Source organism: Actinocorallia sp. API 0066 (genome assembly GCF_020991275.1).
Classification (GTDB): domain Bacteria; phylum Actinomycetota; class Actinomycetes; order Streptosporangiales; family Streptosporangiaceae; genus Actinocorallia.
In genome coordinates, this window is record NZ_JAJLQY010000009.1 from 119,512 (window position 1) to 138,677 (window position 19,166).

The window sequence follows — 19,166 nt, forward strand, 5'->3', positions numbered from 1 at the left end:
CTGTGTCGGCGTCGCCGATCGGGCCGTGGTGACGGCCGGTCGGGTCTCCGGCGTCCCGGCCTTCGGAGCCCGACGGCGCGCGCCTCTCGGACCGTGCCGTCAGTCGCCGCCGCCCCCGCCGCCGGAGTCCGAGGACCCGCCGCCCGAGTCGGACGAACTTCCGGAGTCGAACGAACCGCCCGAGTCGGACGAGCCGCCGAAGCCCCAGCCCCCGTCATGCCCGCGGCCGCCGTCGTAGCCGCGGCCGCCGTCGTGGCCGAAGCCCGCGGGCGCGTCCCAGCCGTGTCCGTGGTGTCCCCGGTGTCCGCCGTGTCCCTGGTGCGGGTGGCCCGACACGCCCGCGTCCGCGAAGAACGCGTCGAACGGCCTGCCGTCCGAGCCGAACGGCCCGCCCCTGCCGGGACCGTGCCCCCCGCCGCCGTACCCGGCGCGGCCGCCCGAGGGCACCGCCCCGTACATGGCGCGCCGCGACTTCCGCATCAGATGCGTCACCACCAGCGCCACCACGATGATCTCCACCGGGATCAGCGCCACCAGGACAACCAGCACTACCGTATTCACCGAACCGCCTCCGCTCAGGGGGTCATACGTGTGATGTGACGCCGCCGCGCCACCCCGGGTTCGGCCGTTCCTGCGCTTTTCCTCCGCCGGGGGCGTGGTGTCGCCCCGGTCGCCAGGGGCTCGGGGTCGTCTCGGCGCACGTCGGGATATGCATCCATTTGGTGCCGAGTGGCACGCGGAGAATCGCAGGAATTCAGGTTATCGGCAGTTCTTGCGAAGCTTGTCCAAGTTGCCTTATTGGCGGTATTTGATGGAATTCAAAAAGATGAGATTCGCCCCTGGCAAATTTCGCCAAGCTCTGGTTATAGTTGCGGCGGATCGTGATGGTGATTTCCACCGTGGGTCAAGCGGTGGTCAGGAAAAGGGGTGGTGTTCATGGAGCAGGCGGCCATCGAGCGGGTAAGGCTCATCTTCGGCCTGTTCGACGCGGACGGCAGCGGCAGCCTCGAACCCGAGGACTTCGATCTCATGGCGACGCGGGTGGCGGCCGCCGCCCCGGAGTCCAGCGAGGCCGCACGGGCGGCCATGCTGGCCGCCTTCCGGAGGTACTGGACGACGCTCGCGGCCGAGCTCGACGTCAACCGCGACGGCCGGATCACGTTCGAGGAGTTCAGCGCCCTCGTGCTGTCGCCGGAGCGCTTCAGCGCCGCGCTCGCCGACTTCGCGGAGTCCCTCGCCGCGCTGGGCGACCCGGACAGCGACGGCCTCGTCGAGCGGGAGGGGTTCGTCGCCCTCATGACGGCCATCGGCTTCGCGCGGCCGAACATCGACGCGCTGTTCGACGCGTTCCAGCCGTCGGCCGCCGACAGGATCGCGGCACCGGTCTGGGTCGCCGGAATCAAGGACTACTACAGCCCGGACAAGGCGGGAATAGCGGGCGATCACCTGGTCGTGGCGCCGGGTTGAAGCCCTTCCCTTAACGGCTCGGCCCCGCACGAGCAGGTCTTCGACAAAGGAGCACAGGTGGAGCCAGCCATAGGACTCGCCGTCGGCCGGGGAACGGGCCCCGAACTCGCGGCGGCCTTCGAACGGGTACTGACGGAAATCACCGGCATCTACTCGACCGGCGTCCAGATCGTCAGGTCGGAAAGGACCTACCACTCGTACAACTCGCTGAACACCGGCGTCGGGATCGAGCGGATCCGCGAGATCACCCGCGACGACGCCGACCACTACCGGGAGTTCTGCCGCGCCCGCGCCGCCCTCGGCACCACGGCCGTCTTCCGCACCGCGATCAACGCCCAGTCGCTCTACCTCGTGCGGCAGGCCCTCCAGGCGGTGAAAGTGGACGTCATCTCCGGCCGGGGCGTGTCGCTGCTGCTGGTCCGCGACGCGGCACAGGGGTTCTACACCGGGGAGAACCTCCACGTCCCGGACGCGCTCGTCCGCACGATGACGTTCAGCCGGCAGATCACCGAGAAGGTCATCGCCTTCGCGGTGGAACGCGCCCGCCGGGAGTGGCCGGACGGCATCGACGAGATCCTCATGGCCTACAAGTTCCACCTGCTCGACGGCGCGCTGGACGCGTGGGTCGCCGAGAGCGCGGAACGGCACGGCGTCGCCATCGCCCTGTGCCAGCCGGACACGGTGAACCGGAACCTGATCGAACGCGGGCCACGGCCGCGCACCGTCGTCATCGCGGGCAACGAATGGGCCGACATCATGCACGTCATGCTGCTCGACCGGTTCGGCTCCGAGCGCCAGGAGAACCGCTGCACCGAGAACGTCTACCTGCATCCCGACGTCGCCGGGCTCGCCGAGTACCAGACGGTGCACGGCTCGGCCGACGACCTGGAGGGCAGGGACACGGTCAACCCGGTCGCGACCATCCGCGCCGCGGCGATGATCGCCGAACGGCACGCGGGCTGCGCGGGCGCCGTCCAAATGGTGGAGCGGGGCCTCGGCGCGCTGGGGCGGCACGGTATCGGCACGCCGGATCTCGGCGGGCGGCACTCGACCACGGCGGTCGTCGACGCGCTGATCGACGCCCTGGAGCCGGAGGACGCACCGGTCCTGGCGGGGGAGCCCTGAAGCGGTGGAGACCATGGCGCTCGTTGTCATCGACCTGCAGAACGACTTCTGTGCGGGGCCGACCGCCGCGGCCCGGTACCCCGGATCCCCGGAGCGGCTGCGGCGGGTCGTCGCCAACACCGCCCGCGCGGTGGCGGGGGCCAGGGCCCGCGGCGTCGAGGTGGTCTTCGTCCGGTTCACCGGCGACCCCGAGCACCAGGGGGCGAGCTGGCGGCAGCGGGACCACCTGCTGGGCAAACGGCCCAAGTGCCGGGAGGGCTCGTGGGGAGCCGAGTTCTGCGAGGTCGTGCCGCTGCCGGGGGAGGCGGTCTTCACCAAACGGGCGTGCTTCGACGCCTTCCTCAGCCCGGGGTTCGCCGAACACCTCGCCCGTACCGGTGCCGCACGGCTGGTGTTCGCCGGCCTCTTCACCGACGTCTGCGTCGACTCCACCGCCCGTACCGCCTTCCAGAGAGGCTTCCACATCACCGTCCTGACCGACTGCACCGCCGCCCTGCACCTCGCGGACGCCGACATCCTGCGCTTGATGACCACCGTCTACGGGGCCCGCACCACAACCCACGACAACCCCGACCACTGGGCGCCCACGGCCCCGTCCACCGAGTCGGGCCACGGTGCGCCGCCCACGGCTGTGCCGTTCCGCCCGGGGGAGGGGAGATGACGACAGCGGAGTCAGGCGCCGGGGTCGAGGAAGGCGTCGGCCTGACGGCGCTCATGGTCGCGGCGGCGCGGGCCATCGAGACCCACCGCGCCGACTCCCTCGCCGGCGACCCCTACGCCGAGCACTTCGTCCGCGCCGCGGCGGCGTCCGCGGCCTGGCCGACCCGTCCCGCGGACGTGCCGGACGGCGACGAGAACCCCCTGTGGGGCAGGCTGGGCCGCTATTTCGGCCTGCGCACCAGGGTCTTCGACGACTTCCTCCTCCGCTCCGCCCGATCGGGGGTCCGGCAGGTCGTGCTGCTCGGCGCGGGCCTGGACACCCGGGCCCTGCGGCTCGACTGGCCGCCCGGCCAGACGGTCTACGAACTGGATCGGGAAGGCGTCCTGGCGTTCAAACACGAGGTGCTCGACCACGTCGCCGCCACCCCGAGGGCCGCCCGCCGTCCGGTCCCGGTGGATCTGTGCGACGACTGGTCCGGGCCGCTGCTCAGCGCGGGTTTCGATCCGTCCCTGCCCACCGCCTGGCTCGCCGAAGGACTGCTGCTGTACCTCCCACCCGAAGCCGAACGCCGCCTGATCGACACCGTCGCTGACCTGAGCGCCCCCGGCAGCACCTTCGCCTACGAGGTCAAACAAGGCATGGAGTCCCCACAGATCCGCGCCCACCCGATCTACACCGCCACCCACCACCAGACCGGCATCGACCTCCTGGCCCTCTTCAACACCTCCCCCCGCCCCGACCCCGCCACCACCCTCACCACCCGAGGCTGGTCCACCACCCACACCACCCCTTTCACCTTCACCCACCACCACGGCCGAGGCCCCACCCCCCACCCCCACGACCCCCTCTCCACCAACCACTGGATCTTCACCACCACCCCCTAACAGACTGCATGCCGCCGCAAACACCACCCACAACGCACCGAAAGGAAAAATCCGGAGGCCGCCGGGTCCGGATCACACGGGTGGGGCGGAGCCCCACACCGGGGGGTGCGGGGGGCGCCCCCGCACGATAGGGCGGGCCAAGCCGAAGGCGCCCGGAAGGGAGAACGCGGAAGGGCGACGGGTCCGGATCACACGGGTGGGGCGAAGCCCCACATCGGGGAGTGCGGGGGGTCGTCCCCCCGCCCGATAGGACGGGCAGGGGCGAAGGTGTCCCGAAGGGGCGACGAGCAGGCGACGCTGGTTTGGTGGGGCTGGCCGGACTCGAACCGACGACCTACGAGGTGTAAGCTCGCCGCGCTACCAACTGCGCCACAGCCCCTTGACCGTAGAGACAATACCGTCTTCGGCGGGGTTCCCGTACTCGCGTGGGCGGTGGGTGGGTGCGTACGGTGGACGGGTGGAGATGGTCTCGTGGCGTCCGGGGCCGGGGCTGCGGCCCTACCTCGGGCCGGTGTACGGGTACCGACAGGACGGCGGGGCGCCCGGCGTCCATCGGGGGGTGGCCTCGCCCTGGCTGACGGTCATCCTCACCTGGGACGAGCCGCTGCGGCTGGCGGAGGGCGCGGGGACGCAGGGTTACGGCGACCTTGTCGGCGGGCTGCACCTGGCGCCGGAGACGATCGTGCACGACGGCAGGCAGTGCGGGATCCAGGTCGCGCTCCACCCGCGGGGCGCGCTGGCGCTGCTGGGAGTGCCCGCGGGGGAGCTGGCGTTCCGGAACGTCGCCGGCGGGGACGTCCTGCCGGGCCTCGGAGAGCTGCGAGAGCGGCTGGGCGGGGCGACGGGCTGGGCTGAGCGGTTCACGCTGCTCGAACGGTTCCTGCTGGCCCGGCTGGACGGACGGCCGCGCGGGCGGCCCGTCCTGCGGGACGAGATCGCCCAGGGCTGGCGGCGCGTCCTGGAGACCGGCGGGGCGGTCGGCGTCGCGGAGCTGGCGGCCGAGACGGGGTGGAGCGAGCGGTACCTGCGGCGCGGGTTCGTCGAGCAGGTGGGGATGCCTCCGGGCACGCTCGGCCGGGTCGTCAGGTTCGACACGGCACGGAGCGCCCTGCGCGCGCGGGCGGTGCGCGGAGAGCCGCTGCGCCTGGCCGAACTCGCACACGCGACGGGATACACCGATCAGGCGCACCTCAGCCGCGAGTTCCGCGCCTTCACCGGCCTGCCGCCCCTGCGTTACGTCAGGGCCGAGTTCTTGGACGAGGCGTTCCGATTCGTACAAGACGACGACGGCGCGGCGGGGGAAGAGTGAAGGCATGACCGACACAGCGAACACCAACGCGCCGGCGCCACAGGTCTGGCCGTCGCTCCGGGCCACCGACGCGCGCGGGCTCATCGCCTTCCTGGTCGAGGCCTTCGGCTTCGAGGAGGTCGTCTCCTACGGGGAGGGCGACGTCGTGCACCACGCCGAGCTCGCCTGGCCGCCCGGAGGCGGCATCATGCTCGGCTCCGACAGGAGGGACCCGGACGACAAGTTCGCGCTGCCTCCAGGCACGTTCGGCGCCTACGTCGTCACCGACGAGCCCGACGCGCTGTGCGAGCGCGCACTGAAGGCGGGGGCCACCCTTGTGTCCGCGCTACAGGACACCGACTACGGGTCCCGCGACTTCTCCGTCCGCGACCCCGAGGGCAACCTCTGGAACTTCGGCACCTATCGAGGCCATCCGCGCTGATCCGAGGCCGTTCGGCGCCCTTCCGGCGCGCGGATTCACGCGGGGGCCGTCCGCGCGTCGCCGGGGAGTCGGACGGCGGCCGTCGCGAGGGCGTTAACGGGAAGTCTCCCGGGCGCGATGTACGGGTATGAGTGTGACGAACATGGCACAGGTCGCGGTGGCGACCGAAGCGGTCAAAGCGGAAACCGACGGCCGCACCCGGCTCTCTCCGGAATACACCAAGGACACCGCGCTGAACAGGGTCGCGGCGTTCATCCCCTCCGAGGCGGTCGCCGTCTATCTGGCGTTGTGGGCGTTCATCGACCCGCGCGCCGCCGTCGCCAAGTGGACGGTGTTCGGCGTCGGACTCGTCCTTGTCATCGCCTTCTATCTGCTGGCCTACCTACAGCGGCGCAGGGCCGTCACCTCCGGGGGCGGAGATAGCCCCGCGCGCAGCCTGCGCGTCACGCTGCTCCTGCTGCTGTTCGCGATGGTCGCGTTCACGGCGTGGGCGGCGGCGATGCCGGGCAACCCGTTCACCCAGTTCGGCGACGGGGCGATGAAGGTGGGCGGCGGCGCCATCATCGTGCTGGGCGTCCTCCTGCCGCGCGTCGCCGACGTGCTGGGGCTCAGCGAGGTCTGACGGCCCGGCTACGGGACGGTGAAGATCCGCAAGTGGCGCGGCGTGGGCGACGTCTCGGCAACGAAGTGAACAAAGGCCGGGAAGTCAACTCCTGAGGGCCGTGGTGAGGGCTATTCTCCTTCAAGGTCATCTCAAGAGTGAGAGTGGAGCCCCCGATGAGCACCGCCGTTAAGGCCAAGACCGTAACTCGATGGGCTGCGGTGGGCCTGATGGCCGCCGCGGTCCTCACCGCGACCGGTGGCGGTTTCGCCCAGTCCTATTCCGGCCTCTACCAGTGGGCGATCGAGCACGGGCTGACCGGCTGGAAGGCCGCGTCGTTCCCGCTGCTGGTCGACCTGTTCATCATCGTCGGCGAGCTCGGCCTGTTCCTGCTCGCCCTCGACGCCTACGCCATCCGCAAGACCCTCCTGTCCTGGCTCGACTTCATGCTGCCGCTGTTCATCGCGCTCGCCGGATGGACGGCGTCGCTGGTGTTCAACGTCGGCCACGTGCTGAACAAGGACTTCTCCTACCAGGCGACGGCCGCCGTCCCGCCGATAGTGTCCATGCTCGGCCTGTTCGTGCTGCTGCGGACCCTGCACCGCTACGTCGTCGTCGACCTCACCCGCGCCGAGGACGACGACATCAAGGCCCTCGAAGGGGCGGACGAACCCCGTCAGATCACCGCCAGCGCCGTCCGCGTCGCGCAGCTTGAGGCGCCCGCCGAGCAGCTCGCCGACCCGCTGGTGAACACCGCGACCGCGAAGGCGCCCGCCGAGCAGCCCGCGCCGGCCCAGGCCGCCGCGTCCGAGGCCGCCCCCGCCAAGGCCGCCGCGCCGGGCTCGGGCGAGTCGGAGGCCGAGCAGACGTTCGTGGACCTGCTGGAGCCGGTCTCCGACCTCAAGGCGCAGCCGGACCCGGGCAGCATGCGCACCATCGTCACCGAGGCGCTGAACAAGCACAACGGCGACGTCACCAGGACCTGCGCCGACCTGGCCGCCGAGGGCTACGCCATCGACGAGACCGAGGTCAGCAAGATCCGCGAGAACCACTGGTTCCCCTACTTCGCCTACCGCCTGGTCGCCAAGCACGGCCCGGACGGCAAGCTCGTCGCCCAGGAGCTCACCGACCTCGGCGTCGAGTTCGACCGCGTCGCGCTGCGCGACCTCGTCCGCAACTGGCGCGCCTAGACCCTCATCCCCAGGGGCGAAAGCCGGACGTTCCCCCGAACGTCCGGCTTTCGCCCTTTCTGCGTCTGTGGCGGGTGTTTGACGAACCCGTACTGGCCGCCGCCGGGGGCCGCAGCACGTCCGTATTCGATGTGGCCCGGGGTTAGGCGAGTGTGGCCGGAAGGTCAGGCGAAAAGATCCGCCCGGATGAACGGCAGGCGTGCCCGCAAAGCCCTTTGATGTCCGGACTGTCCGGTGGTGTTCGTGGCGGGGTGTGGGTGGGTTGGTGGAGCGGTGGCGGGTTTGTGGTTGGTGGGGGGCTTGGGTAGGGGATCGGCGGTGATGCGGGGGGTGGAGCGGCGGGATTTGGGTGGGGTTGGGGGTGGGGGAGTCATTCGAAAGGATGATCGACTTGCCGTGAGTCGAAATCTTGTTCGATGATGGGGGAGTGGGTGCGTGGGACGGGCTACGAGTCGAGGGACTCGTGGGGTCGTTGGGAACGCCGGAAGAACTTCTGGAAGAGCTGGTTCCGGTGCTCGCGCCCCTGCGTCCGGTGGTGCCGCAGTTGAGAGGAGGCAGTGTGGTGACGGTCGGCGGGAGTGCCGCGCTGGGAACGGCGCTGGTCGCGGGGGCGGCCCGGGGCGAGGAGTGGGCGGCCGTCGTCGGGGTGCCGGAGTTCGGGGTGGCGGCGGCGGTCGGGATGGGGGCCGACCCGGATCGGCTGCTGCTGGCCGACGCGCCCGGCGGGAGATGGACGGAGGTGGTCGCCGCCCTGGCGGAGGGGGTGCGGCTGGTGCTGGTGCGTCCCCCCGCGCGGCCCGCGCCCGCGCAGGCCAGGCGGCTCGTCGCGGTGGCGCGCAAGCACGGGTGCGCCCTCGCCGTGCTCGGGCCCTGGGAGGGCGCCCACCTGCGGCTGACGGTCTCCGACGCGTCCTGGGAGGGGCTCGGGCAGGGGCACGGGCTGCTGCGCGCCCGTCGTGCCCGCGTCACCGCCACCGGGCGCACCGCACCGGGCCGGGGCAGGTCCGCCTGGCTGTTCCTCCCCGGCCCCGACGGAAGGGTCGCTTCGGCGCCCACCCCCTTCCGCCGCCTGGGGGTGGTCGCGTGACGGCCGCGCGCCCCGGCGGTCCCGAGGGCCGTGCGACGACCGGTGCCGCCGTGCCGGCCGGGGGCGGTCGTGTGCGGCGGGTCGCCGTCGTCTGGTGTGCGGACTGGCCGTTGGTGGCGGTGGGGATCGAGGCGGCGGTGCCCGGGGCCGTCCTGGAGAAGCACGGGTCGTCGGAGAAGGTGGCGGCCTGTACGGCGGCGGCCAGGGCGGCGGGGGTACGGCGCGGGCAGCGCAGGAGGGACGCGCAGCGGCTCTGCCCCGAGCTCGTTGTGGTGGAGCGGGATCTGGACGCGGAAGGGAGGGCGTTCGAAGGGGTGGCGGCCGCGGTGGCGGAGCTGACGCCGCGCGTCGAGGTGGTCAGGCCCGGCGTGTGCGCGATCCCGGCGCGGGGGGCGGCGCGGTTCCACGGCGGGGAGGAGGCGTTGCGGATCACCGTGCAGGACGCGGTGGTGGAGGCGGGGCACGACTGCGGCGTCGGCATAGCCGACGGGCTGTTCACCGCCGAGTTGGCGGCCCGCAACGGCGGCGGCGGGCTCATCGTGCCCGAGGGCGGGTCGGTGGCGTTCCTCGACGGGTTCCCGCTGGGGGTGCTGGCGGGGGCTGTTCCCGGCTGGGACGTCCTCGCGGAGGTGCTGGTGCGGCTCGGCGTCCGGACGCTGGGCGAGCTGGCCCGGCTGCCCGCGGGGGACGTCGCGGGCAGGTTCGGCGCGGCGGGCACGCTGGCGCACCGGCTGGCCGGGGGCGTCGAGCCGCGCGACGTGGCGCCGCACGCGGGCCTGCCCGACCTCACGGTGGTCCGCCCGTTCGACCCGCCCGCGGCGCGCTCGGACGAGGTCGTGTTCGCGGCCAAGGCCCTGGCCGACCGGCTGCACGCGGGCCTCGCCGCCGAGGGCCTGGCGTGCGTGCGGCTGGGCGTCGAGGTCGAGTTCGCCGACGGCGGGGTGTCGGAGCGGCTGTGGCGGCACGAGGGGCTGCTGTCGGCGCAGGCGGTCGCCGAACGGGTGCGGTGGCAGCTGTCGGGGTGGCGGCCCGCCGACGCGGACGCGGTCTGGGGCGGGGTGAGCGCGCTGCTCCTGGTGCCCGACCAGGTCGTCACCGACACCGGCGTCCAGCGCGCGCTGTGGGGCCGGGACGGCACGGGTGCGCGGGGCGAGCTGCCCGAACGTGTCGCGAGGGCCGCCGACAGGGTTCAGGCGATGCTGGGGCACGGCGCGCTCACCCGCCCCCACCTGACGGGCGGGCGCGGGCCCGGCGAGCGGGTGTTGCGCGTCCCGGTGGGCGACCTGCCGTTGGAGACGCGCCCGGAGGGCCCGTGGCCGGGCGCGCTGCCTACACCCGCCCCCTCGGTGGTGCTACCGGAGGCGAAGCCGGTCGAGCTGCGTGACGCGGAGGGCGCGCTGGTCAGGGTGACGGCGCGCTGTGTCCCGTCCGCGCCGCCCGCCCTGCTCGTCATGCCCGACGGGGCAAGACACCGCGTCGTCTCCTGGACGGGCCCCTGGCCCGCCCACGAACGCTGGTGGGATCCGAACGCGTCCCGCCGCCTCGTCCGCCTCCAGGTCCTCACCCCCCGCGCCGCCCACCTCCTCACCCTGGAACACAGCACCTGGACCCTGGAAGCCACCTATGACTAACCCCAGAACCAAGAACCACAGGCCACCGCCAACGACCAACCACAGAAACACACCCCGAGAAGCACACATATGTACGGGCGCGACCGGAGCACAGCTTAAGGACAGGCATCGGAAGGAGGGTCGCGGGGCACCGTTGACGGGCGGCCGTAGGAGCACGCACCCAGAGGCGGATGTGCGTAGAGGGCGTGGTCGGAGTGCAGGCACAAGGACGGGCGCCGGAGGGGGCCGTGGAATGCCGATGACGGGCGACTACGGGAGCACGTGCGGGGAGGGCGGCGTGCGTAGGAGAGCGATCAGAGCGCGGCGTAAGGACGGGCGCCGGAAGGAGGGTCGCGGGGTGCTGTTGGCGGGCGGCCGCAGGAGCACACGCCGGGAAGCGCACGTGGTCGGAGTGCGGCGTAAGGACGGGTGCCGGGAGGAGGGTCGTGGGGTGCTGTTGGCGGGCGGCCGTGGGAGCACACGCCGGGAAGTGGGCGTGTGTGCGGGCGTGGTCGGAGTGCAGCTTGGGGACGGGCATTGGAAGGAGGGTCGTGGGGTGCTGTTGGCGGGCGGCCGTGGGAACACGCGTCGGGAGGTGGGCGTGTGTGGGGGTGTGGTCGGAGTGCGGCGTAAGGGCGGGCGCTGGGAGGAGGGGCGTGGGGTGTTGTTGGTGGGCGGCTGTGGGAGTAGGTGCTGGGAGGGAGACATGTGTAGGGGTGTGGTCAGAGTGCGGGGTAGGGCCGGGCGTCGGAAGGCGCCGTTGGCGGGTGGCCGTGGGGACACGCGTCGGGAGGTGGGTGTGTGTGGGGGTGTGGTCGGAGTGTGGTGTGAGGACGGGTGTTGGGGGGAGGGGGTGGGTTGTGGGGTTTGGTAATCCGGGGGTTTCTTGGAAGGAGTTTGTTCGGCGGTCTACTTGGGGGACGGGTGGGGGTGAGGGGACGGTTGTGGAGGCGGGGGTTGGGGAGGAAGGGCGGGGGTTTGTGGCTGGGGAGGTGGGTTGGGCGGAGTTGCACTGTCACTCGTCGTTCAGTTTTCTGGACGGGGCTAGTGATCCGGCGGCGTTGGCGCGGGAGGCGGCGCGGCTGGGGGTCGGGTATGTGGCGATCACCGACCATGACGGGATGTACGGGGCCGTCCAGTTCGCCGACGCCGTCCGGGCGGCGGGCATCCGCGGCGTGTACGGGGCGGAGCTGAGCCTGGACATGCCGGGCAGACGGGCGGGTGAGGCCGATCCGGGCGGCTGGCACCTGCTGGTGCTCGCCCGCGGCGCGGAAGGCTACCGGCGGCTGTGCGCGGCGATCACGAAGGCGCAGCTGCGCGGCGGCGAGAAGGGCCGCCCCCGCTACGACCTGGACGAGCTGAGCGAGGCGCACGACGGCCACTGGGCGGTGCTCACGGGCTGCCGGAAAGGCCCGCTGAGCCGGGGCGTCGGCCTCGCCGAGCTGGGCGAACGGTTCGGGCGGGGCAACGTGTTCGCCGAACTCATCGACCACCGGATGCCCGGCGACGACCCGCGCAACGACGCCCTCCACGCCGAGGCGAGGAAGCTGGGCTTCGGGGTCGTCGCCTCCAACAACGCGCACTACGCGACGCCGGGCCCGGAGGCGAGGCTGGCCCAGACGCTCGCCGCGATCCGCGCCCGCACCCCGCTGGACCAGATGGAGGGCTGGCTGCACGCGGCCGGCACCGCGCATCTGCGGACGGGCGCGGAGATGGCCGTCCGGCTGGCCCGCTTCCCCGGCGTCCGGGAGGCGACGGTCGAGCTCGCGGAGGCGTGCTCGTTCGACTTCAAGGCAGATCCGCCGGGGCTGCCGCGCTGGCCCGTCCCGGACGGCCACACCGAGGCGTCGTACCTGCGCGAGCTGACGTACAAGGGCGCGGTGCGCAGGTACGGCCCGCGTGACGCCGAACGCGTACCCGGCGCGTGGAAGCAGATCGACCACGAGCTGGACGTCATCGAGCGGATGAAGTTCCCCGGCTACTTCCTCATCGTGCACGACATCGTGGAGTTCTGCCGCGAGAAGGGCATCCTGTGCCAGGGCAGGGGGTCGGCCGCCAACTCGGCCGCCTGCTTCGCGCTGGGCATCACCGGGGTGGACGCCGTCCACCACCGGCTGCTGTTCGAGCGGTTCCTGTCGCCGGGACGGGACGGACCCCCCGATATCGACCTGGACATCGAGCACAAACGCCGCGAGGAGGCGATCCAGTACGTCTACCGCAAGTACGGCCGCGAGTGCACCGCCCAGGTCGCGAACGTCATCTCCTACCGGCCCAAGATGGCAGTCCGGGACGCGGCCCGCGCGCTCGGCTACTCGCCCGGCCAGCAGGACGCCTGGTCCAAGCAGGTGGACTGGCGCGACCCGGTGAACATCGACCTCGTGCCGCCGCAGGTCATGGAGCTGGCCGAGCAGATGAGCAGGCTGCCCCGGCACCTGGGCATCCACTCGGGCGGCATGGTCATCTGCGAGCGCCCGGTCGGCGAGGTGTGCCCGATCGAATGGGCCGCGCGCGAAGGCCGGAGCGTCCTGCAGTGGGACAAGGACGACTGCGCCTCGGCCGGCCTCGTGAAGTTCGACCTGCTCGGCCTCGGGATGCTCTCCGCCCTCGCCGACTGCTTCCGGCTCGTCGCCGCCCACCACGGCGAGCACTACGACCTCGCGACGCTCCCGCAGGACGACCCGGCCGTCTACGCGATGCTGTGCGACGCCGACTCGGTCGGGGTGTTCCAGGTCGAGTCACGCGCCCAGATGGCGACGCTCCCCAGGCTCAGACCCAGGAAGTTCTACGACCTGGTGATCGAGGTGGCGCTGATCCGTCCCGGGCCGATCCAGGGCGGCTCCGTCCACCCGTACCTGAAACGCCGCAGCGGCGACGAGGAGGCGACCATCCCGCATCCGCTCATGCGGAACGCGCTGGAGCGCACCCTGGGCGTTCCACTCTTCCAGGAGCAGATGATGCAGCTCGCCGTCGACTGCGCGGGGTTCACGCCGCAGGAGTCCGACGCGCTGCGCCAGGCGATGAGCTCCAAACGCGCGCCCGAACGGATCGAGCGGCTGCGCGCCCGGCTGCTGGCCGGCATGACCGAACGCGGCATCCCGCGGGACGTCGCCCTCGACGTCTACGACAAGATCCTCGGCTTCTCCAGCTTCGGGTTCCCCGAGTCGCACTCCCAGTCGTTCGCGCACCTCGTGTACGCGAGCTCCTGGCTGAAGCGGCACTTCCCGGCGGCGTTCACCGCGGCGCTGCTGCGCAACCAGCCGATGGGGTTCTACAGCCCGCAGTCCCTGCTCGGCGACGCCAAACGGCACGGGGTGACGGTCCGGCCCGTCGACGTCAACGCCTCGGCCGCCCAGGCGACGCTGGAGGAGCCGCTCCCGCCCACGACGAGGCACCCGCACGGCCCGGAACGGCGGCAGCCGGCGATCCGGATCGGCCTGGACGCCGTCCGCGACCTCGGCGACGAGGCGGCACAACGCATAGCGGAAGGGAGACCCTATACGTCCATGGAGGACCTGGCCCTGCGCGTCCCGCTGTCGGCGGCGGCGTTGGAGGCCCTCGCGACGGCGGGGGCGTTCGACCGCTTCGGCCTGTCACGCCGGGAGGCGATCTGGACGGCGGGCGCGCTGGCGGGCACCCGTCCCGGCCAGCTGCCCGGCACCACGCCCGGCCTGCGGGCGCCCGGCCTGCCGGAGATGTCGGTGGTCGAGGAGACCCTCGCCGACCTGTGGTCCACCGGGATCTCCGCGGTCCACCCGATGGCGCATGTCAGACCGCTGCTGGAGGAGTACCGGGCGCTGACCGCCGTCGCGCTGCGCACCGCCCGCGACGCGTCCAACGTCGTCGTCGGCGGGCTCGTGACGCACCGGCAGCGGCCCCCGACGGCGGGCGGCGTCGTCTTCCTCAGCCTTGAGGACGAGACGGGCACCACCAACGTGATCTGCCCGGCGCCGGTGTGGGACCGGCACCGGGCGGTGGGGCTGTCAGCGCAGGGACTTCTGGTCAACGGCAGGCTGGAGCGGCGGGAGGGTGTCGTCCACGTGCACGCGACCAGGCTCCGGCGCCTGCCCGTCCCCGGGAAGGTCCGCAGCAGGGACTTCCACTGACACCGTCACCCTGTCCACGAGCATGGGGTGGCCGGGCTCGGTGGCGGGGCCGACGTCGCCGCCGTTGCCGCGCGGCATCGCGCCGCCCATCGCCATCGTGAAGATGACGAAGAAGCCGTCGCCTTCGGTCATGTTGTCCCAGGCGCGTTTCCACCGGCGCTCGGAGACGCCGCGCGGCGGGTCGTCGCGGGTGAGGCGGTGCACCCGCCTGCCGTCGAGGTACCAGCGGATCTCCTCGGCGTCGGTGCGGCGGTCGAACTCCAGCCGGTAGGTGTGGAAGCCGTCGCCGCAGCCGACCGGCGCGCACTCGGCCGACGTGCCCCGGCCCACGGGTTCGCGGCACGGGCCGCCGGAGCTGCCCTCGCCGCGGATGCCGCAGTGCAGGGTGAAATACGCCCGGTTCTTCCCGTTGACGTGTTCGACGATGTCGATCTCGCCGCCGGACGGCCAGTTGCCGTCCTCCGGGTGGCGGCGCTGCGCCTGGTTGAGCAGCCAGAACGACGGCCAGTAGCCGTTCGCGCGGACCCCGGTGATGCCGGGCATCTTGATCTCGGCCTCGAAGGCGGTGCGGGTGCCGTCGGCGAACCTGAAGACCTTCGCGCTGTTGATGCGGGCGGACGTCCACTCGGTGCCGTTGCGGCGCGGGGTGAGCGCGAGCCTGCCCTTGCCGTCCTTGGCGACGTTGGCGGGGTCCGCCGTCATCCTGGCGATCTCCCCGGTCCCGAAGTTCTGCGGCCCCTTCCCGCCGAGCGGCGACACCGTCCGGTGCCCGAGATCGGGGATCCACTCGGCCCCCGGCCCCGCCCCCTTCTCGCCCGAAAAATCATCATGGAACAGAACTTTCCACCCGGGCGGCACCGGCACGTCCCGGGGTGTCCCGGACAACGCGGGCCTCGGCGCCGGCCGCTGCTCCCCGCCCTTCCCCGCCACCCCAACCACTCCGGGTTCCTTGGAAGGCCCAGACGCGGGCCGCTGCTCTCCGGCCGTCGCGGAGCCCTTTGTGTCGGGGTGTTGTGCTGGGGGAGTCTGGGAGGTGGGCTTTTTTGGGGGGGTTTGGGGGGAGTCGCGGGGGTTGCTGGAGGGGAGTTCGGCCAGGGGGGTTGGTGGGGGGAGGGGGCGGGTGTGGGCGGCTGCGGCGGTGGGGGCGTAGAGGGAGGTTGAGCAGAGGGCGACGGCGAGGGCCTGGTGTATCCGGTGTCGGGTGGCCTCGGGTGAAGGGGGGGCGGGGCGCTCGGCGGAGGGGTGTCGGGCGAGCGCGGCCGATGGGGTGGGCTTGGGTGGGGTGGGGCGGGTGTTGATGGTTCCTCCCGGGCGCGGGTGGTGGCGTGTGGGACGCCTTCACCGTGCCCGGGAGTGATCGTGCTGACACGTCGCGTCAGGGAAGGAACGTGAACCAGTTGACGTTCACGAACTCCTGCTTGTGGTCGGCGGTGAACCTGAGGTGCACGTCGTGGACGCCCGTCGTGGCCGGGATCTCGACGAGGACGTCGGCCCAGTCCTGCCAGCCGCCCGTGTTGGGCACCTTGACCGTCGCGACCGGCGCGGAGTCGGCCGAGTCGAGCCGCACCTCGATCGCGCCGCCCGCGCCGCCGCCCGCCCCGCCGGAGATCCGGGCGAGGAACTTGGTGGAGCCGCCGGGGCCGAAGGCGATGTCGTCGTAGCGGGCCCAGTCGCCGTCGGCGATCCAGCCGATGAACTCGGTCTTGCCGATGTCGTCGGCGTCGGCGGTCCGCAGCCCCGACTGCGCCGAGAACCCCTCGGCCTGGACGAACGGCGGACTCCACGCGGCGGGAGAGTCAGGGTCGAGTGGGGGCGGCGAAGATGTCGCGGGGGCTTCGGGCGCGGGGGAGTCCTCCGCCGGGGGGCTTTCCGGCTCTTCAGCGGGACTCTCCGTAGCCGTCGGCGAAGGCGAGGGCGTCGGGTCGGCAGGCACGGCGGGTGCGACGTCCTCGTCGGGCGCCCCGGCGCCACGGGCCATGACCTTCACGTAGTCGACGAGCATCGGGTGCCCGGGTTCGGTGGAGTCGGCGATGTCGCCGCCGTTGCCGCGCGGCATGTCGCCGCCCATGGCGACGACGAAGATGATGAAGAATCCGTCGCCGCCGGTCATGTTGTCCCATGCCTGGCGCCACTGGCCGCCGTCGGTGCCGCCGGGCGGGTTGTTGCGCTCCAGCCGGTGGGTGAGGCGGCCGTCGAGGTACCAGCGCATCTCCTCGGCGGCGGTGCGGCGGTCGAACTCGAACCGGTAGGTGTGGTATCCGGCCTGGCAGGTGACGGGCGCGCACTCGACGGAGGTGCCTTGGCCGGTGTGTTCGTTGCAGGGGCCGCCCTGGTCGCCCGCGCCCTTGATGCCGCAGTGCAGGGTGAAGTGGGCGCGGTTGTGGCCGTTGACGTTCTCGACGATGTCGATTTCGCCGCCGGAGGGCCAGTTGTCCTGTTCGGGGTGGAGGCGTTGTTGCTGGTTGAGCAGCCAGAACGAGGGCCAGTAGCCGAGTGCCTGGGCGCCCGCGACGTCGGGCATCTTGATGCGGGCCTCGAAGGCGGTCTGCCCGCCGTCGGCGAACTTGAAGACCTGTTCGCTGTTGATCCGGGCCGACGTCCAGCCGCCCGCGCCGTCCTTGCGGGGGGTGATGGCGAGGTTGCCCTTGCCGTCGGTGGCGACGTTGGCGGGGTCGCGGGTCATCGCGGCGATCTCGGTGGTGCCGAAGTTCATCGGTCCGGTGCCGCCGAGGGGTGAGACGGTGTGGTGGCCGATGTCGGGGAGCCAGTGGTCGCCGGGGTAGACGCCGTTGGCGCCGCCGAATCCATCCTCAAAGAGGACTTTCCACCCGTCGTCGGGTGCCGCGGCGGCGCTGAGCGTGAACCCGCCGGCGCGTTCGACGACGCTCCACGCGCCGAAGACTCCCGCGAGGACGCCGAAGGCCATCCCCGCGGCGATCATGAAGTGGTAGCGGTCCCGGCTCCGCAGCGCGGAGAGGAGTCCGGCCATGGGCTCTCCCGACGATCCGGCCAAGCGCAGGGGGAGCAGGGCGCCTCCCCGGCCCCAACTATGCCCGGATGACAGCGGCAACACGCCGAGAATTGCCGATGTCAATAAATGTCGGCATTCGGGATGGCCGAAACCGTGCGGGGACGGACGGACCGCCCCCGCACGACGCGGCTACTTCCAGCCGAAGTCCTGCGTCCAGTACCGCTTGTGGTGCCCGACGCCGAGGGTCTTCAGCTTGCAGTTGAGGATGTTGGCGCGGTGGCCCTTGCTGTTCATCCACGCCTTGACGACCGAGGCCGCCGTCGGGTACCCGGCCGCGATGTTCTCCGCGCCGGGGTACTTGTAGCCCTCGGCCTTGATGCGGTCCCAGGGCGAGCGGCCGTCCTTGGAGTCATGGGAGAAGTAGTTCTTCACCTTCATGTCCTTGGAGTGCTTGCGCGCGGCCCGCGTCAGCTTGGCGTTCGCCTTGAGGGGCTTGCACCCGGCCTTGGCGCGCGCCTTGTTCGTGAGCTGGAGCACCTTGTACTCCTTGGGGCCCATGCCGCCCTTGGCGGGTGCCTTGGCCGCGACGGGGGTGACGGCGAAGGCGGGGTCGGTGAAGTCGATCTCCTGGGCGGTGTGCTCGGTGTTCTGGGTGCTCTTCCCGGTGGCGTCCACGACGGAGCCCGACCCACATCCGGTGAGCAGGACGAGGGCGGAGACCGAGATGATGAGCGGGAGCTTGGGGGTCATATCATCTCCAATTGCAACGAAGCGGTAACACCATAGTGGGACCAAGGTGATGCTTGTGCCGCTTGGTGCAAATCGCCCTTAAAGGTGCGTCAGGGATGATCTGTGCAGGTGGGACGGGGGGTCAGGTCCAGCCGAAGTTCTGGGTCCAGTACCGCTGGTGCTCGCCGACGCCCAGCGCCTTGAGCTTGCAGTTGAGGATGTTGGCCCGGTGTCCGTCGCTGTTCATCCAGCCCTTCACCACGGCCTCCGGCGTCGGGTACCCGGCGGCGATGTTCTCCGCGCCGGGGTCCAGGTAGCCCTCGGCCTTGATCCGGTCCCACGGCGACCTGCCGTCCTGCGAGTCGTGCGCGAAGTACCCGTTGACCGCCATGTCCGTCGAGTGCTTGCGTGCCGCCCGCACCAGCCGCGCGTCCGCCCGCAGCGCCGGACACCCGGCCTTGGCCCGCTCGGCGTTCGTCAGCGCGAACACCTTCGCCTCGACGGCCGTCATCCCGCCTCCTCCGGGCGCCTGCCCCGTCGGCTTGGGCTTCGGCTTGGGCTTCGGTGAACTGGGCTTCGGCTTGGGCGTGGGCGACCCCTGGGTGGGCTTCGGTTTCACGGCCGTCGGCGTCGCCGGCTTCGGCTTGGCCGTCCTGGTCTTCGTCACGGACTTCGTCGGGCGCGGCCGCTTCGTCTTCGTCGGCGACGGCGCGACGCTCGGCGACTCCCCGACGTCGTCCCCGCCCGGCCCCGCAACCGTCCCCCCGCCCGGCGTCGCCGCCCCCGAAGCCCCGGGTCGCGACGCCGCCGCGTCCTCCGTCCCCCCGGCCGCACACCCACCCGTCAGCACAAGCGCGGCGACCGCGACAACAAGCCCGACCCTGACGTCCATGGCATCTCCCACAGCAACACGACGGCATCCCACTGGTCAGGCAAGTGTGATGTTTGTGTCCTGTGTTGCAAATCCCCTTAAACAAGATTTATGCCAGCCCCCACCCCACCCGCCCC

At 71.8% G+C, this 19,166-nt stretch carries 15 protein-coding genes, 1 tRNA gene and 1 pseudogene; 11 read left to right on the top strand and 6 right to left on the bottom strand.

Features of this window, described 5'->3' with window-relative positions; genetic code table 11:
* Positions 1-99: 99 nt before the first annotated feature.
* Positions 100-549 (bottom strand): hypothetical protein, encoded by a 450-nt coding sequence (locus LO762_RS22275; RefSeq protein WP_230617806.1) that lies wholly within the window; start codon positions 547-549, stop codon positions 100-102.
* A 387-nt stretch (positions 550-936) separates the two neighbouring features.
* On the opposite strand from LO762_RS22275, the gene LO762_RS22280 reads away from it, so the two are divergent.
* The 4 genes from LO762_RS22280 to LO762_RS22295 are packed head-to-tail and all read left to right on the top strand — an operon-like array spanning position 937 to position 4,137.
* Positions 937-1,467: an EF-hand domain-containing protein gene (locus tag LO762_RS22280; protein ID WP_230617807.1), complete on the top strand. Its 531-nt coding sequence runs from the start codon at positions 937-939 to the stop codon at positions 1,465-1,467.
* Between the two features lie 57 nt (positions 1,468-1,524).
* On the top strand, positions 1,525-2,592 hold the full coding sequence (locus LO762_RS22285) for an isocitrate/isopropylmalate family dehydrogenase (RefSeq protein ID WP_230617808.1): 1,068 nt from the start codon (positions 1,525-1,527) through the stop codon (positions 2,590-2,592).
* 13 nt (positions 2,593-2,605) lie between these two features.
* Positions 2,606-3,253, top strand: a complete 648-nt coding sequence (locus LO762_RS22290; RefSeq protein WP_230617809.1) for a cysteine hydrolase family protein — start codon at positions 2,606-2,608, stop codon at positions 3,251-3,253.
* On the top strand, positions 3,250-4,137 hold the full coding sequence (locus tag LO762_RS22295; protein WP_230617810.1) for a class I SAM-dependent methyltransferase: 888 nt from the start codon (positions 3,250-3,252) through the stop codon (positions 4,135-4,137). The genes LO762_RS22290 and LO762_RS22295 overlap by 4 nt, the downstream gene beginning before the upstream one ends.
* Positions 4,138-4,440: 303 nt before the next feature.
* On the opposite strand, the gene LO762_RS22300 is transcribed toward LO762_RS22295, so the two are convergent.
* Positions 4,441-4,516 (bottom strand) — tRNA-Val (locus tag LO762_RS22300).
* 84 nt (positions 4,517-4,600) lie between these two features.
* Between LO762_RS22300 and LO762_RS22305 the strand changes: the two genes are divergently transcribed.
* From LO762_RS22305 to LO762_RS22340, 7 genes are all read left to right on the top strand, one after another.
* Entirely contained in the window at positions 4,601-5,446 is an 846-nt protein-coding gene (locus LO762_RS22305) for an AraC family transcriptional regulator (RefSeq protein WP_230618004.1), read from the top strand.
* 4 nt (positions 5,447-5,450) lie between these two features.
* Entirely contained in the window at positions 5,451-5,867 is a 417-nt protein-coding gene (locus LO762_RS22310; protein ID WP_230617811.1) for a VOC family protein, read from the top strand.
* 127 nt (positions 5,868-5,994) lie between these two features.
* Positions 5,995-6,489, top strand: a complete 495-nt coding sequence (locus LO762_RS22315; RefSeq protein ID WP_230617812.1) for a hypothetical protein — start codon at positions 5,995-5,997, stop codon at positions 6,487-6,489.
* A gap of 155 nt (positions 6,490-6,644) precedes the next feature.
* Positions 6,645-7,658: a DUF2637 domain-containing protein gene (locus LO762_RS22320; protein WP_230617813.1), complete on the top strand. Its 1,014-nt coding sequence runs from the start codon at positions 6,645-6,647 to the stop codon at positions 7,656-7,658.
* Between the two features lie 427 nt (positions 7,659-8,085).
* Positions 8,086-8,745 carry a hypothetical protein gene (locus tag LO762_RS22325; RefSeq protein WP_230617814.1) on the top strand — a complete coding sequence of 220 codons (660 nt, stop codon included), beginning with the start codon at positions 8,086-8,088 and terminating at the stop codon, positions 8,743-8,745.
* A complete protein-coding gene (locus LO762_RS22330; RefSeq protein WP_230617815.1) occupies positions 8,742-10,376 on the top strand; it encodes a DNA polymerase Y family protein in 1,635 nt (544 codons plus the stop codon). Before LO762_RS22325 ends, LO762_RS22330 begins: the two co-directional genes overlap by 4 nt.
* A gap of 959 nt (positions 10,377-11,335) precedes the next feature.
* A complete protein-coding gene (locus tag LO762_RS22340) occupies positions 11,336-14,458 on the top strand; it encodes an error-prone DNA polymerase (protein WP_308104348.1) in 3,123 nt (1,040 codons plus the stop codon).
* 189 nt (positions 14,459-14,647) lie between these two features.
* Here LO762_RS22340 and LO762_RS32745 read toward each other — a convergent pair.
* The 4 genes and pseudogenes from LO762_RS32745 to LO762_RS33160 form a co-directional block, all read right to left on the bottom strand.
* A pseudogene (locus LO762_RS32745) lies at positions 14,648-15,160 on the bottom strand (family 16 glycosylhydrolase); the annotation flags it as partial.
* 673 nt (positions 15,161-15,833) lie between these two features.
* Positions 15,834-17,447 (bottom strand): carbohydrate-binding protein, encoded by a 1,614-nt coding sequence (locus tag LO762_RS33155; protein ID WP_304523687.1) that lies wholly within the window; start codon positions 17,445-17,447, stop codon positions 15,834-15,836.
* Between the two features lie 171 nt (positions 17,448-17,618).
* Positions 17,619-18,179, bottom strand: coding sequence for a CAP domain-containing protein (locus LO762_RS22360; RefSeq protein WP_230617816.1), 561 nt, complete (start codon positions 18,177-18,179; stop codon positions 17,619-17,621).
* A 121-nt stretch (positions 18,180-18,300) separates the two neighbouring features.
* The gene (locus LO762_RS33160) at positions 18,301-19,050 is read right to left on the bottom strand and encodes a CAP domain-containing protein (protein ID WP_304523688.1); all 750 of its coding nucleotides are present in this window, start codon (positions 19,048-19,050) and stop codon (positions 18,301-18,303) included.
* Positions 19,051-19,166 lie beyond the last annotated feature (116 nt).